Source organism: Micromonospora sp. NPDC051196, from assembly GCF_040682415.1.
GTDB lineage: Bacteria > Actinomycetota > Actinomycetes > Mycobacteriales > Micromonosporaceae > Micromonospora.
In genome coordinates, this window is sequence record NZ_JBFBAY010000001.1 from 575405 (window position 1) to 588775 (window position 13371).

Genomic DNA, 13371 nt, shown 5'->3' on the forward strand with positions numbered 1-13371 from the left:
GAATCGGTTACCGGACCCGGGAGGCCGTCGTGACCGAACCCGCTAAGTCCCTGCTCAGCCGCCAGACCGAGCCCGAGATGATGGCTCTGCTGCGGGCCATGTCGGCCTGCCACCTGCGGGCGCAACGCCTGGACAACCTGCGGATGATCTTCTCCATTGTGCTGGGTGTGGCCGGTGCGGTGGTGGCCATCACCGGCGTGTCGTCCACGGCGGTCACCGCCGTCGGCGCGCTCTGGGCGTTGGTGAACGCGGTCGGGCTGGGTACCTGGTCGCGTGGTCAGCTCGGCCGCGCTGCGGTGCTTCAGGAGATGTTCGACACCAGGCTCTTCGCCCTGCCGTGGAACGTCGTGGCCGCCGGGGACGAGGTGAGCGCTGCCGAGATCAGTCGGCTGCACCGGGCCTATCGGGGCGACGAGAAGTACCTGCGCGACTACTACGAGATTCCGCCTCTACCCGCGCCGTACGACGTGCTCGCCTGCCAGCAGCAGAACCTCGGTTGGGGGGCACGGGTCCGCCGCCGCTACGCCCACGTGGTGCTCGGTGGCACGGCCGTCTGGACCGCACTTGGTGTGGTGTTCGGGGTGACCGCCGGGCTGACCGTCTCGCAGCTGCTGCTCCAGTGGTACGTCCCGTCGCTGGGCGCGCTGCTGCTCGGCTTGGAGATCTACCGCAGTCAGCGGGACGTGGCGGCTGAGCGGGAGCGGGCGCTCGGTGTGATGCAGTCTCGGATCGCAGGCACGCTCCAGCGGCCCGGCGAGGACGACTCGACCGAACTGCTTACCCTGGCCCGGCAGATCCAGGATTTGATCTTCCGCAGTCGGCAGCGGCAGTCCCGCGTACCCGACTGGTTCTTCCGGCGGTTCCATGCCGCGGACCGGCACGACTTCAACGTCGCCATGACCACCCTCACCCAGCTCCTCCAGGGTGCCCGGCCGGTCGCCCCCGCCGGGAGGTCACTGCCGTCCTGAGCAGCCGGACGGGGCCAGCGCTACAGGCGAGGGTGGTGTGGCTTACGCGTTGGTGTCGCCGTACTCGCGGACGCCGTTGACGTCGAGGGTGATGCGGCTGTTCTCGGCCCACCCGCCGGTGGCCTGCTGCCAGCTGGGGTCGTCGCGCTCGTCGATCGCCGTCCAGTTCAGGCGGTGGTGGCGTAGCTGGATGGGGCCGGTCGACGCGCCGGGCTCAAGCGTCCCGCCGGCGAAGGTCAGCTCGATCCAGCCGGGGATCGACGTACCGTGCGGCGGCAGGACCGTCCGAGTCGGAGTCGGGGTCGGAGTGCGGGTCGGCGGCGGTGGCGGTTGGGGCAGCGGGAAGAACTGGACGTGGCGTTGCACGTTGGCGCAGCCGATCGCGGCCCAGTCGCAGTTGGTGACCAGTGAGGTGTTCCCGCCCTCGAACGTCACGTGGTAACGCACCCGCACCTCGGTCAGGTCCAGCGGGGTGGTGCCCGTGTTGACGATCTGGAGGGCATGCTGGATCTGGTTGTCGGTGGGTGACCAGTCCATGTTGTGGTAGCTCACTCTGGCCTTTCCGTACGCGGTGCGCACCGGGTTCACGGGCGAGTCGAGGGAGTATCCGCCGTTGGTGGAGGCCCAGACGGTGATTCGGTACTCGGTGCCGGGTGCCAGGTCGGTGAGCGTGAGGTCGGTGCCGGTGGTGGTGCCGAGGCTGCGGTAGGTGTTGGGGCCGAGCCATGCCCGGACCTCGTGCCGGATGGGCGTCCCGCCGGGCTCGCCGATCCAGGTCGAGGGTGCCCAGGTCAGGGTGAGTAGGTGCGGCTCGTTGGCCACCACCACGGGTGCGCCGGGGGTGGTCAGGATGAACGGATCGTCGGCCGCCGCGTACGCGATGGCCGTTCCGGAGAGCCCCAGCGCGGCGGCGAGGAGTGCGACGAGGGTGAAGCGACGAGCACGCATGCTGAGAATGCTAGAGAGTTACATGCATGTTTATCAATGGTTAAGGATGCGGGGGAGGTGTTGCGCTCGGTGCCGACCGGCCGCGATGGCGGCAGCCGCCCAGGCGATCAGTGTGCCCATGGTCAGGCCGGGTGGCAGGTACCAGAAGGTGAGGAAGCCGGCCGGCGGCGTCAGCGGCAGTGCGGCGACGAGTGCCCACGCGCCCCGGCGCGGCAGCGCGCCCCGACGCAGCCCCTGCAGCCCGCACCAGACGGTGCCCACCAGTGCCGTCAACAGGGCCACAAGGTCGAACACCCACCCGTACCCAGGGCTGTTGTATTCAAGGCCGATCGCGATGGTCGCGGCGAGGAGCCCGTACCTCGTGAGGCGCCGAGGTGCCGCGGTGGCGCGGCGGGTCACCACCCAGACGAGCGGCAGCGTCAGCAGCACCGAGACGAAGAAGGGCCCGCGCCAGATCCACGCCGGCTCCGAACCCTCGAACAACGGGAGGTTCTCGGCCATCCATCGCGCCGGAGCGGGTAGGGACCAGACGGCTCGGCCGCCGCCGACCTCCCACTGCGTGGCCATCGCGGCGCCGAGCACCGCTGCAATCAGTGGCGCGAGAACCGCCAGGACGCGCCGCCAGCCGGCGACCGGCCACCTGTCGTCGACACCGGACGTACCGACGCGATCGGGTTCGTGCTGCGGGTGAGCTGGTCGCATCGGTTGATCGTCGCTGCGTCGCCGGGGAATCTCATCAGCGGAACAGCCGAGATCACCATCGAGGCAGCGACGATCATCGGGATTGGATGTGGCCCAGCGGGTCGGGATCGACCGTCGACCAGGCCGGGTCCTGCGGGTTCAGCGTGCTGCGCAGGTACGCCGTGGTGACCCGCTGGATCAGGGCGACCCGTTGCGGGCTCTCGTCGGTGGTCTCGGTGCTGCCGTAGCCGGCGACCCCACCCAGTGAGTGTTCCCCGCCGAACACGGTGAGCAGGATCTTCGGCGCCGGGCTGAGGTGGTACGGGTCGGTGAACCAGTCCGGTCCGCGTACCGACAACGGTGACTTGTCCTGGTCACCGGCGACGATCAGGGCGGGCGTGGTCATGTCCGTGAACCCCGGGCTCATGAAGGGGAAGTGTTCGGCCGTGAACGGGGTCAGGTCGGTGCCCCCGGTGCCGGTGGTGGCGAGCAGTACGCCCGCGGTGACTCGTGGGTCGGACATGTCCTCGCCCGGCACGCCGTCTGCGTCGAGGACCCGAGCGCCGAGCAGCATGCTGGCTGTCTGGCCGCCCCAGGAGTGGCCGGCGACCGCGATGCGGTGGTGGTCGAGTCGTCCGCCGAGTCCCGGGACGGCGGCCTCGATGATCTCCAGCGAGTCGATGGCCTGCTTGAGGTCGGTGACCCGGATGCGCCAGATCTGCGGGTACCTCGGGTCGTCCGGTGCGACGGCCAGGGTCCGCGAGTCGAGGTGGGTCGGTTGGATCACGACGAAGCCGTGGGCCGCCCAGTGATCCACCAGCGGCGCGTACATGTCCATGTCGGCGCCGAAGCCGTGGGCGAAGACGATGACCGGCAGTCCGGTCCCGGTGGTCGGGGCGGTGACGCGGATCTGGAGATCCGTGCCGCGGGTCGGGGCGGGCAGCACCACGGGCCGGACCGAGACCACCGGGCTGGGCAGGTGCTCTGGGATGCTCATTACTGTTACTCCTCAGCAGAGAGAGGTAAGCGGATCGGCGTTCCGGTTGGACGATACGGAACAGCGTTCCGCTTGTCAGTCATCGTGACGGAGGCCACAGGACCGTGCCGGCCCGCAACACCGACTCACCGGCTCCCCGGAAGAGGGCCGACGCCGAGCGCAACAAACAGGCGCTCCTGGAGGCCGCCGCCGCAGCCTTCGTCGACGCCGGGGTCAATGCCCCGGTCCGTGACATCGCCGCCCGGGCCGGCGTCGGCCTGGGTACGATCTACCGCCACTTCCCGGCCCGTGCGGATCTGATCGTGGCCGTCTACCGGCACCAGGTGCAGGCCTGTGCCGAGGCCGCCCCCGCCCTGCTGGCGACCAGCCCGACCCCGCACGATGCGCTCACCGCCTGGGTCGACCTGTTCGTCGATTTCCTGATCACCAAGCACGGTCTGGCCGAGGCGATGCACTCCGACGCCGCCGCCTTCGAGCCCCTGCACGCCTACTTCCTGGAGCACCTGATCCCTGCGGTGACGCTGCTGCTGGACGCCGCCGTCACCGCCGGTGAGATCACCCCGATCGACCCGTTGACCCTGCTGCGCGGCATCGGCAACCTCTGCATCGGCGCCGACCCCCGATACGACCCCCGCCCCCTGACCACCATCCTGATCAAGGGTCTCCGCACCTGACGCGCAGATCTTGGCGCGGAAGTGCCCTCCGAAGGGCGGTGTCGCTCCAAGATCTACAGCCAGTTGGGTGGCTAGTGTCCGGGTTGTTGGTAAGCGACTGGGAGTTGGACGGCGTCGTCGACCTGTTCCGGGGTGAGCAGTGGGATGAGATGTCCGTTCACCAGGCCGCCCGTCCGCACGGCGATGGTCAGGGCGGCGGCGGTGACGTGGTCGGGCAGGTCGCAGAGGACGTACGTGTCGTACTGGCCGAACGAGAAGTACAGTGCCTCCAGCCGGCCGCCGGCGTTCTCGACCAGCGACCGGACGACCTCGACGCGCACCCGCCCGCCGTCCGTGCTCAGCCCCTTGAGCCCTCCGCCCGTGTAGGTCGACATGAGCAGGAACTTCGCCATTCCGGCACCGCCTCTCGCTGGTCCGGCGACGCGCCTACCCGCTGGGCGACCGATCATGCGGGACGGCGACGGGTCAGGCGGATGGCGACCCAGACGGCGGCGACGGTGCCGGGCAGGGTGACGCCGTACGCGGCCCACTGGCGGCTGAGTAGGGTGCGGTGACCGCAGGCGAAAAGGTGGGCGAGGATGCAGGCCGAGTGGGACGTGCCGCCGGGCGTCGAGGCGGAGCGGGTGATCACCGCCGTGCTGGCCGACCTGCGCTCCGGTGACCATCGGGGCGTGGTGGTCGACTCGCCGCCCGGTGCGGGCAAGTCGACCCTGGTGGTGCGGGCCGCCGTGGAGCTGGCCGGCACCGGTGAGCCGCTGATGGTCATCGCACAGACCAACGAGCAGGTGGACGACCTGATCGACCGGCTCGCCCGCAGGGCACCGGAGCTGCGCGTGGGGCGGCTGTCCGCGAGCGACTACCGGCCGTCGGCCCGAGTGCGGGCGCACGAGCAGGTCCGGGTCGCCGCAAAGGTCACCGACCTCGCCGCCTCCGCCGTCATCATCGGTACGGCCGCCAAGTGGGCCACGGTCACCGAGGGCTGCTGGCCGTGGGCGATCGTGGACGAGGCGTACCAGATGCGCTCGGACGCCCTGTTGCGGGTGGCCGGCAGGTTCGAACGGGCCCTGTTCGTGGGGGATCCGGGGCAGCTCGACCCGTTCTCCACCGTGGAAGTCGGCCGATGGGCGGGGCTGACCTGGGATCCGATGCAGTCGGCGGTGGCGGGGCTGCTGCGGCACAACCCGCACCTGCCGGTGTACCGGCTGCCGGTCTCCTGGCGACTGCCCGCCTCGGCCGCTGCGGTGGTGTCCCGCGCCTTCTACCCGTTCGCCGGCTTCCGGTCCGGCACCGCACCCGCCGACCGGGCCCTGCGGCTCACCGGGGCCGGGCGCGGTGACGCCGTGGACCGGGCGGTGGAGTTGGCCACGGAAACCGGCTGGGCGCTCTACGAACTGCCGGCGCGGCACACCCTGCGTACCGACGCCGAGGCCGCCGCCGCGTGCGCCGCGCTCGCGTTACGGGTGCTGGCGCGCGGCGCGGTCGCGGTCTGCGAGCAGGCACCCGACGGCGCCCCGGTCACCGCGGACCGGATCGCCGTGGGCGCCGCGCACCGCGACCAGGTGGCAGCCATCCGGGCGCAGTTGGGCGAGGCGGGAGCGGGCGTCACCGTCGACACCGCCAACCGGCTCCAAGGCCGGGAGTACGACGTGACCATCGTGCTGCACCCGCTCTCCGGTCGACGCGACGCGACCGCGTTCCACCTGGAGTCGGGGCGGCTCTGCGTGCTCGCCTCCCGGCATCGGCAGGCCTGCGTGGTGGTGGCCCGGGCCGGCATCGGTGAACTGCTGGACGCCCATCCGTCGACCGATGTGCCGCAACTGGACGTGCCGGTGAAGTTCCCCGACGGCTGGGAGGCCAACCAGGCCATCCTCGCCCACCTGCGCGCGACGGCGGTCCCGTACTGGTAATCAGACTGATCGGCTCGTCGGAGTTCCGTCCCGGGCCCGCCCGTGGTGTCGGTGGTGTCGGCTACCGTCGGTTTTATGGGGACGCAGTCCGGCGGGATGCTGATCGGGCGGGAACATCCCGTCGGCCTGCTACGCGCCGAGCTGGACCGGGCCACCGCCAGTCATGGTGGCCTCGTGCTGGTCGGCGGCGAGCCGGGCATCGGCAAGACGACCCTGGTGACCGCCGCCGCCGACGAGGCACGCCGACAGGGCGCGTTCGTCCTCGGTGCCGCCTGCTGGGATTCGGCCAGTGCCCCCGGTTACTGGCCCTGGTTGCAGGTGCTGCGTGGGCTGCGGCGCTCGGCCGCCGACTGGGCGGTGGCGCGGGACTGCGCCGAGCCGGCCCTCGCCCTGCTGCACGGCGAGCCGGCCGGTCACTCCGTGGTGGCCGGGCCGCACGGCGAAGGCGACGCGGCCGAGCAGGAGGCGTTCGCCCTCTACGACGCGGTCACCACCGCCCTGGTCGCCGTCTCCCAACATCGGCCGGTCGTGGTGGTGCTGGACGATCTGCACTGGGCGGATGCGGCGTCCATGCGGCTGTTGCAGTTCGCCGCCCAGCACACCTGGTTCGAGCGGTTGCTGTTCATCGGCACGTACCGGGACGCCGAGGTCGAGGCGGGTGACCATCCGCTGCGTCCGCTGCTGATGTCGCTGACGGCCAAGGCCACCACGATCACCCTCACCGGTTTGTCCCGGGACGAGGTCGGGGTGTTGATCGGGCGCATCACCGGGCAGGAACCCACCCCCGACCGCGTCGACGACGTGTATCGGCGTACCGGCGGCAACCCCTTCTTCGTCGAGCAGACCGCCCGGCTCTGGCATGTCGACGGCGCGGCGGGCGGCATCGCGCCCGGCGTCCGGGAGGTGGTCCGCAAGCGACTGGATCATCTGCCCGACGCGGTGGTCCACGCACTCGTCGTCGCCGCGGTGCTGGGCCGGGAGTTCCACCGCGCGGTCCTCGCCGCCAGCGCTGAGCTGCCGCCGACCCGACTCGACCAACTCCTTGACGTCGCGGTGAGCGCGCGACTCGTGCTCGCCCACCCCGACGGCGGGTACGCCTTCGCCCATGACCTGGTCCGGGAGACGCTCTACGAGGGGCTCACCGGCGACGACCGTAAAGATCACCACGCCGCCGTGGTCCGCGCCGTCGACGAGCACGCCGCGCTCACCGAGCGGCTGGTCCCCGCCGACCTGGCCCGGCACGCCTGGCTCGCCGGTGACCGTCTCGATCCGTACCGCTGCGCCGACCTGCTGCTCGCCGCCGCCCGGGACGCCAGTTGCCGGCTCGCGTTGGAGGAGTCGGCCGTGCACCTGCGCCGGGCGCTGGTGGTCAGCCGGGACGAGGTCCAGCGGGTACGCATCATGGTCGACTTGGCGGATCGTCTCTTCCACACCGGCGACCGGGCCGAGGCGAGACGGCTGCTCGCCGAGACCACCGTGCAGGCGTTGGCCGTCGACGAGCCGGCCCTGCTCGCCCGCTTCGCGCTCAGCGTCTACCGGCACTGTCAGCTCAACGCCCGGTCGGACATCGACACGGAGGCACTGGTACGGGAGGCGTACCGGCGGCTCGTCGGGGAGCCGGGGCCCGACGTGGCTGTCGACGACCTCGAAGCCGGCCTGATCAACGCCACCGAAGAGCTTGCCCGCCGTAACCAGGACGACGACGCGCTCAGCGTCAGCCTCTGGGCCCGCCACGACGCCGCCTGGGGGCTCGGCACGGCGGCCCGTCGGGCCGAGCTCACCGCCGAGATCCGCGAGGTGGCCCGCCGCTCCGGTGACCAGGAGACCCCGCTCTGGGCCACCTCGCTGCGCTGGGTCGCGCTACTGGAACTCGGCGATCCCCGCTACCTGGACGAGCTGACCGCCTTCGTGACTGCCGGTCGGCAGGCCGGCAAGGCCCGGCACCGGATGGCCAGCAACATCGACAACGGGATCGTCAGTGCCTTCCGGGGCGACTTCGCCGGCGCCGAGTCCTGCTACGCGGAGCTGCGTAGCCTCGACGACTGGGATCATGAGGAGCACCTGTTCATCGGTCATCACCTGATCTGGTCGCTGTCGCTGCTGCGTGGTCGCCTCGACGAGGCACAGGCGTTGCTGGACAGGTTGGATCCGACCAAGCATCGGTTCCTCGACCTGCTCCAGGCGGTCACCGCCGCCGAATGTGGCGACCACCGCACCGCCGTCCGGATCACCGCACGGTTGGAAGCCGCCGGTGTCACGTACCCGTCGGCGGTCCTGCCGCTCTGGCTGCGCCTGCGAGCCCAGGTCACGGTGACTGACCCGAGTCGCTGCGAGGCTGCCCGCCAGGCCCTGCTGCCGTACCGGGGGCAGTGGCTGGTCGCGGTGTACGGCTGCGACATCAGCGGCCCGGTCGAGCACTGGCTGGCCGTGATCGACGCTGCCGACAAGCGCTGGGACGACGCCGTGGCCGGCTTCACCGCCGCCCACGACAACGCCGACCGGATGGGTTCGCGGCCCTGGTCGCTGATCGCCCGCACCGCACTGGCCGACGCCCTCACCGCCCGGAACGGTCCCGGCGACGCGGCGGTCGCGGCCGGTGTGCGCCGCGAAGCCGAGCACGAGGCCCGCAGCCTCGACATGCGACAGGTGCTCGCTCGGCTGACCGACCCCACGCCGATCGGCTCGCCTCCGGAGCCGCCGGCCGGTGGATCACTGCCGGAACGGGCCGAGTCCGAGCCGGGTGGGGCGACAACCGTCCCGGCGTACGAGTTCCGCCGGGACGGGGTGGTGTGGCGACTCACCTACGGCGACACCACCGCGTACCTGCCGGACGCCAAAGGGCTCAACGATCTGCATCTGCTGCTCGGCCGCCCCGGTGTCGACGTGCCCGCGGTCGGACTGCTCGACCCGGCTGCCGGGCCGGAACTCGTCGCCGCCCGTCGGCTCGGCGGTGACGAAATCCTCGACGAGGAGGCCAGGAACCGCTACCGGCGGCACCTGACGCTCCTCGACGAGGAGATCGACCGGGCGGCCATCCGGGACGACACGGCGCGGGTGGCGACCCTCGACGGCGAGCGGCGGGCCCTGATCGACCAGCTGCGTTCGGCTGCCGGCCTGGCCGGGCGCAACCGGCGCCTCGGCGACGAGGCGGAACGGGCCCGCAAGACCGTCACCGCCCGGATCCGGGACACGCTGCGCCGCCTCGACCAGCAGCACCCACCGCTCGCCGTCCACCTGCGTCAGACGATCTCCACCGGCACCGCCTGCCGCTACCTGCCCACCGAGCCCGTGCCGTGGCGGCTGTGACCGGCGGAGCCGGCCCCGCCACGGCACGAGTGGTGCGTGGCGATCAGCGGCGGTTGTAGCGGTACATGGTCAGGGTGCCGAAGACCACGATGAACAGGGCACTCCACACCACCATCCAGATCATGCTCGACGCGTCCGTCGTGCCGCCCATCGCGGCCCGCACCGACGACACCAGATGCGTGATCGGGTTGGCCTTGACGAACGCCTGGAGCCAGCCCGGCATGGTCGACGGGTCGACGAAGACGTTGCTGAGGAAGGTCAGCGGGAACAGCACCATCATGCTGACCCCCATCACCGACTTCTCGCTGCGCAGCACGAGCCCGAAGAACGTCCACACCCAGGAGAATGCGAACGAGAAGACCACGAGCAGGCCGATCCCGGCGAGTACGCCGAGCACACCGCCGTCGGGTCGGAAGCCCAGCACCAGCCCGACGGTCAGGATCACCACCGCCGCCAGTACGTAGCGCAGCACGTCCCCGACGATCATGCCGACCAGCGCGGCGGGCCGCCACACCGGCAGCGTCCGGAACCGGTCGAAGACACCCTTCTCGATGTCGGTGTTCAGGCCGACGCCGGTGTACATGGTGATCATCACGACGCTGGTCACCATGATGCCCGGCAGGAAGAACTGGAGGTAGTCACGCGGGCTGTCGGCGAGCGCCCCGCCGAACAGGTACGTGAACATCAGCACCATGATGATCGGGAACGCCGTCACGTCGAACAACTGCTCCGGCACGTGCTTGATCTTCAGCAGAGCGCGCCAGCTGAAGGCCAGTGACGCCGCCAGCGGGCTCGGTCGGGGCGGTCGCCCGCCCGGGGCGAGGACCGTCGCCAACGCCTCGGTCGACGGGATGTAGACCGTCGGCGCGCGACCGGTCGAGGTGGCGGTGTCGCTGCTCATCGGGCTGCCTCCAGAGCGTCGTCGCGCTCGGCCTCGGCCGGCTCGGCGGGATGGTCGGTCAGGGCCAGGAAGACCTCGTCCAGGCTCGGCTGGCCCAACGAGAAGTCGTCCACCACGATCCCGGCGCGGGACAACTCGCCCAGCGCTCGGGCGGCCTGGGCACTGGCGTCCAGGTCACTGCCGTCTCCCCCGACCCGGGCGGTGATCGCCACCGGATCCGGGTCCAACTGCACCGGCACACCGAGAGTGGTCAGCAGCAGTTGCTCGGCGTCGGGTCGCTGGGCCGCGTCCCGCAGCCGCAGGTGGATGGTGCCGGAACCGACCGACGACTTCAGTTCGCCCGGGGTGCCCTCCGCGATCACCCGGCCGTGGTCGACCACCGCGATCCGGCTGGCCAGCTTGTCGGCTTCGTCGAGGTACTGGGTGGTCAGCAGGACGGTGGTGCCGTGGGCCACCACCGCCCGGACGATCTCCCACACCTGGTTGCGGCTGCGCGGGTCGAGCCCGGTCGTCGGTTCGTCGAGGAACAGCAGGTCCGGTGTGCTGAGAATGCTCGCCGCGATGTCGATGCGCCGCCGCATGCCGCCGGAGTACTTCTTGACCTGCCGGCCGGCGGCCTCGGTCAACCCGAACGCGGCCAGCAACTGCTCGGCCCGCGCTCGGGCGGCCGGCTTGCCCAGGCCGAGCAGCCGACCCAGCAGGATCAAATTCTCCGTGCCGGTCAGATCCTCGTCGACGGAGGCGTACTGGCCGGTCAGGCTCACCCGGGCACGGACCGCGTCGGCCTCGGTGACCACGTCGTGGCCGAACACCCGGGCCTGCCCGCCGTCGGGGCGCAGCAGGGTGGCCAGGACCCGGACCGCCGTGGTCTTGCCGGCGCCGTTCGGGCCGAGCAGCCCGTACACGGCACCGGCGGGCACCGCCAGGTCCAGTCCGGCGAGCGCGTGTGTCTCGCCGAACGACCGGGTCAGCCCCGCGGCCTCGATGGCGAGGCCGGTGGCGCGTCTACTCATGATCTCGTTGTCCTTCCGTTCGGGACTCCTGCGGGTCGCCGGGGCACCGGGCGGTACGCCCGTTCGTCTCCTCGACCCGCATGCTGCCCCACCACAGCGCATGCGTACGACAAATTCCGCAGCGTGGCCGACCGACTCGTACAACGACGACGGCCCGCGGTGGTTGTAGCCAGCTTCGCCATACCGGCGCGAGACGACGCCCGGCCGCCGCTAGATCAGATCTAGCGGCGGCCGGCGAACGACCCGAGGTCAGGTCGGGAGGTGGTCGAAGGTGTCCGGGTCCGTCCTCACCCCGGTCCAGCCGGGTGATCCGCTCTATGGCCGCCCCGCTGCGGTGGGCCACGCCGCCCGACCTCAGCGCTGCCGCAGCGCGCTGGAGTCGAGCCGGTAGCCGATGGTGTGATCGACGATCCGGTCGACCAGGTCGGCCTTACGTAATCCGCCGACGCCGCGCAGCTCCAGGTGCGCGGCCAACGCCCGCAGCCGCCGCAGCGACCAGCCGTCGAGGTACCCGCCCCCGTCGACGCGGCTGGTGCTGGCCGAAAGCCGCTCGACGGCCAGACCCAGGTCGGCGAGGTCGGCGAGGTCGTCCTGGCCGGTCATCGAGGTTGCCGGTCGGGCTGGAGGTGGTCGAGGAACTCGGTGGCGAGTTGGCGCAGCTCGTCGCGTACGGCGGGGACGGTGACCCGGTCACGCAGCACCACCGGCACGCCGCGCGGGGTGTTGGTGGCGTAGAGCGTGACGTTCTCCCGCAGCGCGGTCGGGAAGACCGGCAGGCCCAGGTTGCGGACCTGGTCCATGTAGCTCTGGTGGGTGGCGATCGGCTGCCGCGACAGCAGCTGGATCATCGTGAAGACCACGCCGGCCACGCCGGGGGCGACCTTGTGATGCCGGCGTACGGTGGCGAACCGGCGGGCGTCGGCGTTGTACTGCTCGACCAGTTCCCGCACGTTGCCGTGCAGATAGTCGATGCCCAGCGTGGACAGGTAGTCGGCTTTCGCCGGGATGACCAGGTGGTCGCTGGCGATGATCGCCGACTGGGTGACCACGTTGAAGTTCGGCGGACAGTCGATCAGCACCAGGTCGTACGGATCCAGCCCGTCGGCCAGCAGGCCCTCGGCGAGCGAGCCGCGCACCCGGAACAGTTCGGCGTCGTACTCCTCGCCGCCGGCCACGCCGCGGGCCAGCGCCAGGTCGATGTCGACCAGTTGCAGGTGCGAGGCGATCAGGTCGAGCCGGCCGGCACCGGAGAGCCGGGAGTTGGCCGGACCCGGCGACACCACCAGCTCACCCAGGGTGATCGTCGGTTGGCCCTCGCGTAGGCCGTCGTACCAGCGTTTCACGGTCCGGCCGTCGCGCAGCCGCTCCCGCCAGTCGTCCGGGTCGTAGAAGCCGAAGGTCAGGCTGGCCTGCGGGTCGAGGTCGATGAGCAGCACCTTCATCCCACGGTTGGCCAACTCGGCCCCGAGGTTGGCGGTCACCGTGGTCTTGCCGACCCCGCCCTTGTAGTTGATCACGGACACGACGTACATCGACGTACCTCCCCAGACCGGAGACGGTAGCCGATGTCGATCATTTGTCGCTGCTCGCGCGCTTGCTCCCGAAACTTGGCGCAGGTCAGTGCTGTTATGGTTTGCCCACGTCGGCGGTGCTCTGGCATGGCAGCGGCGGTCGACGCGGGCCGCGACGACGTCGCCGCGCTGCTCGCGGCGACCGACCTGCTGGTGGCAGGCCCGTTCCAGGCGGATCGGATCGACACCCGCCGCCCCTGGGTCGGTTCCACGAACCAGGAGTTCGTCCTGCTCGGCGACCGGTTCCCGGGCCTGCTGGACGAGTTGTCGGGCAGCCCGGACCGGATCGAGATCACAGTGGACCGCGCCGGGCAGGTCGCGGTGAACGGCTGGGCCGAGTCCGACGTTCTCGACGAGCTGCTGATCGGTCTGCGGGGCTCGCGCCGGTAACCGGCGCCGACCTGC

The 13371-nt window shown here is 71.0% G+C and carries 13 protein-coding genes; 5 read left to right on the forward strand and 8 right to left on the reverse strand.

From position 1 onward, the window contains the following. Positions 1–29: 29 nt before the first annotated feature. Positions 30–968, forward strand: coding sequence for an S-4TM family putative pore-forming effector (locus tag AB0M35_RS02615; protein WP_363740594.1), 939 nt, complete (start codon positions 30–32; stop codon positions 966–968). 42 nt (positions 969–1010) lie between these two features. Here AB0M35_RS02615 and AB0M35_RS02620 read toward each other — a convergent pair whose 3' ends face one another. The 3 genes from AB0M35_RS02620 to AB0M35_RS02630 form a co-directional block, all read right to left on the reverse strand. Next, positions 1011–1916: a cellulose binding domain-containing protein gene (locus tag AB0M35_RS02620; protein ID WP_363740596.1), complete on the reverse strand. Its 906-nt coding sequence runs from the start codon at positions 1914–1916 to the stop codon at positions 1011–1013. 33 nt (positions 1917–1949) lie between these two features. Then, complete coding sequence (locus AB0M35_RS02625; RefSeq protein ID WP_363740598.1) at positions 1950–2618, reverse strand: hypothetical protein; 669 nt, start codon at positions 2616–2618, stop codon at positions 1950–1952. A gap of 73 nt (positions 2619–2691) precedes the next feature. Next, positions 2692–3594, reverse strand: a complete 903-nt coding sequence (locus tag AB0M35_RS02630) for an alpha/beta fold hydrolase (protein WP_363740600.1) — start codon at positions 3592–3594, stop codon at positions 2692–2694. Positions 3595–3698: 104 nt separating this feature from the next. On the opposite strand from AB0M35_RS02630, the gene AB0M35_RS02635 reads away from it, so the two are divergent. Further along, complete coding sequence (locus tag AB0M35_RS02635; RefSeq protein WP_363740602.1) at positions 3699–4268, forward strand: TetR/AcrR family transcriptional regulator; 570 nt, start codon at positions 3699–3701, stop codon at positions 4266–4268. Positions 4269–4339: 71 nt separating this feature from the next. Here AB0M35_RS02635 and AB0M35_RS02640 read toward each other — a convergent pair whose 3' ends face one another. Further along, complete coding sequence (locus tag AB0M35_RS02640) at positions 4340–4660, reverse strand: GYD domain-containing protein (RefSeq protein WP_363740604.1); 321 nt, start codon at positions 4658–4660, stop codon at positions 4340–4342. 186 nt (positions 4661–4846) lie between these two features. On the opposite strand from AB0M35_RS02640, the gene AB0M35_RS02645 reads away from it, so the two are divergent. Together AB0M35_RS02645 and AB0M35_RS02650 are read left to right on the forward strand one after the other, a co-directional pair. After that, a complete protein-coding gene (locus tag AB0M35_RS02645; RefSeq protein WP_363740606.1) occupies positions 4847–6175 on the forward strand; it encodes an AAA domain-containing protein in 1329 nt (442 codons plus the stop codon). Positions 6176–6250: 75 nt separating this feature from the next. Then, complete coding sequence (locus AB0M35_RS02650; protein WP_363740609.1) at positions 6251–9481, forward strand: AAA family ATPase; 3231 nt, start codon at positions 6251–6253, stop codon at positions 9479–9481. Between the two features lie 43 nt (positions 9482–9524). Here the strand turns inward: AB0M35_RS02650 and AB0M35_RS02655 are convergent, their stop codons facing one another. From AB0M35_RS02655 to AB0M35_RS02670, 4 genes are all read right to left on the reverse strand, one after another. Further along, complete coding sequence (locus tag AB0M35_RS02655) at positions 9525–10382, reverse strand: ABC transporter permease (protein ID WP_363740611.1); 858 nt, start codon at positions 10380–10382, stop codon at positions 9525–9527. Continuing rightward, positions 10379–11395, reverse strand: a complete 1017-nt coding sequence (locus AB0M35_RS02660; protein WP_363740613.1) for an ATP-binding cassette domain-containing protein — start codon at positions 11393–11395, stop codon at positions 10379–10381. Before AB0M35_RS02660 ends, AB0M35_RS02655 begins: the two co-directional genes overlap by 4 nt. Positions 11396–11749: 354 nt before the next feature. After that, the gene (locus AB0M35_RS02665) at positions 11750–11998 is read right to left on the reverse strand and encodes a hypothetical protein (protein WP_363740615.1); all 249 of its coding nucleotides are present in this window, start codon (positions 11996–11998) and stop codon (positions 11750–11752) included. Continuing rightward, positions 11995–12927 (reverse strand): AAA family ATPase, encoded by a 933-nt coding sequence (locus AB0M35_RS02670; protein ID WP_363740616.1) that lies wholly within the window; start codon positions 12925–12927, stop codon positions 11995–11997. The genes AB0M35_RS02665 and AB0M35_RS02670 overlap by 4 nt, the downstream gene beginning before the upstream one ends. A 126-nt stretch (positions 12928–13053) precedes the next feature. On the opposite strand from AB0M35_RS02670, the gene AB0M35_RS02675 reads away from it, so the two are divergent. Then, entirely contained in the window at positions 13054–13356 is a 303-nt protein-coding gene (locus tag AB0M35_RS02675; RefSeq protein ID WP_363740618.1) for a hypothetical protein, read from the forward strand. Positions 13357–13371: the final 15 nt, after the last annotated feature.

Coding starts and splice junctions, on each gene's coding strand:
- AB0M35_RS02660 (WP_363740613.1), bottom strand. CDS start 11,395: ATGAGTAGACGCGCCACCGGCCTCGCCATCGAGGCCGCGGGGCTGACC.
- AB0M35_RS02620 (WP_363740596.1), bottom strand. CDS start 1,916: ATGCGTGCTCGTCGCTTCACCCTCGTCGCACTCCTCGCCGCCGCGCTG.
- AB0M35_RS02655 (WP_363740611.1), bottom strand. CDS start 10,382: ATGAGCAGCGACACCGCCACCTCGACCGGTCGCGCGCCGACGGTCTAC.
- AB0M35_RS02625 (WP_363740598.1), bottom strand. CDS start 2,618: ATGCGACCAGCTCACCCGCAGCACGAACCCGATCGCGTCGGTACGTCC.
- AB0M35_RS02630 (WP_363740600.1), bottom strand. CDS start 3,594: ATGAGCATCCCAGAGCACCTGCCCAGCCCGGTGGTCTCGGTCCGGCCC.
- AB0M35_RS02675 (WP_363740618.1), top strand. CDS start 13,054: ATGGCAGCGGCGGTCGACGCGGGCCGCGACGACGTCGCCGCGCTGCTC.
- AB0M35_RS02645 (WP_363740606.1), top strand. CDS start 4,847: ATGCAGGCCGAGTGGGACGTGCCGCCGGGCGTCGAGGCGGAGCGGGTG.
- AB0M35_RS02665 (WP_363740615.1), bottom strand. CDS start 11,998: ATGACCGGCCAGGACGACCTCGCCGACCTCGCCGACCTGGGTCTGGCC.
- AB0M35_RS02670 (WP_363740616.1), bottom strand. CDS start 12,927: ATGTACGTCGTGTCCGTGATCAACTACAAGGGCGGGGTCGGCAAGACC.
- AB0M35_RS02650 (WP_363740609.1), top strand. CDS start 6,251: ATGGGGACGCAGTCCGGCGGGATGCTGATCGGGCGGGAACATCCCGTC.
- AB0M35_RS02640 (WP_363740604.1), bottom strand. CDS start 4,660: ATGGCGAAGTTCCTGCTCATGTCGACCTACACGGGCGGAGGGCTCAAG.